The organism is Streptomyces sp. NPDC127092, from assembly GCF_042722475.1.
Classification (GTDB): domain Bacteria; phylum Actinomycetota; class Actinomycetes; order Streptomycetales; family Streptomycetaceae; genus Streptomyces.
On the sequence record NZ_JBHXFE010000244.1, the window covers coordinates 1 to 1,358 of the forward strand.

The following is a 1,358-nucleotide window of genomic DNA, read 5'->3' on the forward strand; positions in this document are numbered from 1 at the left end:
GGGAGGACGCCTCGTTCGGCACGGTGGCGACGGGGCCGCTGATCGGCCTCGGCATGACGGGGTTCCTGGCCCTGGTCTCCGCGATGGTCACTGCCCTGGTTCCCATGGATCCGGGGCTGTCCCCGTGGCGGCGCGTGCGCCAGCCGGGGGTGCACCGCGGGGTCCAGGCGTGCCTCGGGTGGTCGTGCGTGCTCATCGTGCTGGTGCTGGCCCCGACGACGGCCGAGGTGCTCGCCGCCGGGGCGTGGACGATGGCCTGGTGGCTCCTGCCCCTCACGCTGACCGTGCTCATGGTGGGCATCTTCCCGGCGATGCGGGCCGGCACCCGGCGGTGGACGCGCTGGGCGGACCGCGTCGCCGCGGACCTCGGGCACCGGCCCACGGCCGCGGAGCTCGCCGAGGACGAGGTGTGGACGCCCCTGGGGCTCAAGCGCGACCCCGAGGACCCGGCCGTCTTCCCCGCCAAACGCCCCGGCTACGGCGTGGGCGTGACGGTCAACCTCGCCACCCCGGCGGGCCGGTGGCTGGTGCGCGGATTCGTGGCGGTGTTCATCGTCGGCCTGCCGCTGGCGCTCTGGCTCGGCGCGTTCGCGGCGCGGTGAGGCGGACCGTGCCCGACGACGTCGCCGTCCGCCTGCTCCTGATCGCCGACACCCACATCCCGCGGCGCGCCCGCGCCCTGCCTGCGCAGGTGCGGGCCGAGGTGGCGCGGGCCGACGTCGTGCTCCACGCCGGCGACTGGGTGGCCGAGGACGTGCTCGACGACCTCGACGCGCGGGCCGCCCGGCTGGTGGGCGTGTGGGGCAACAACGACGGGCCGGGGCCGCGGGCGCGGCTGCCCGAGGTGGCGCGCGTGGAGCTCGGCGGGGTGCGGATCGCGATGGTCCACGAGACGGGCCCGGCGGCCGGCCGCGAGCGCCGCATGGCCGCGGCGTTCCCGGACGCGGACGTGCTGGTCTTCGGGCACAGCCACATCCCGTGGGACACCGTGGCCGGGCCGGAGACCGCGAACCCGGGCCTGCGGCTGCTCAACCCCGGCTCCTGCACGGACCGGCGGCGGCAGCCGGTGTGCACGCTGATACGCGCGGTGGCGCGGGACGGACGGCTCGAGGACGTGGAGCTGGTGCCGGTCGACCGCACGCCGTGACCGACGGGCCGGCCGCTCCCCGCAACGCGGGTTGAGTTATCACCGGTCCAGGCGGCGCGCACCCGTGAGAACTCAACCCGCGTCGCGCCGGGGCCGCCGTGTCCGGCGGGTCGGCCGCTCCTGCACAGCCACCACGACGACGGCGGCCCTCCCCAGGGCGCGTCGGTCCGGTCCGTCGCAGGGCCCGGGGGCGGCAGGCTCACCCCATGAC

General features: G+C 77.0%; 2 protein-coding genes. Both read left to right on the plus strand.

All coding sequences use genetic code 11. The features are described 5' to 3' along the window. Positions 1-602: hypothetical protein (locus ACFWJO_RS39340; RefSeq protein WP_386873053.1), on the plus strand; the 602-nt coding region annotated here is incomplete at its 5' end. An 8-nt stretch (positions 603-610) separates the two neighbouring features. Further along, on the plus strand, positions 611-1,147 hold the full coding sequence (locus tag ACFWJO_RS39345; RefSeq protein WP_063189892.1) for a metallophosphoesterase: 537 nt from the start codon (positions 611-613) through the stop codon (positions 1,145-1,147). The last annotated feature ends 211 nt before the right edge of the window (positions 1,148-1,358 follow it).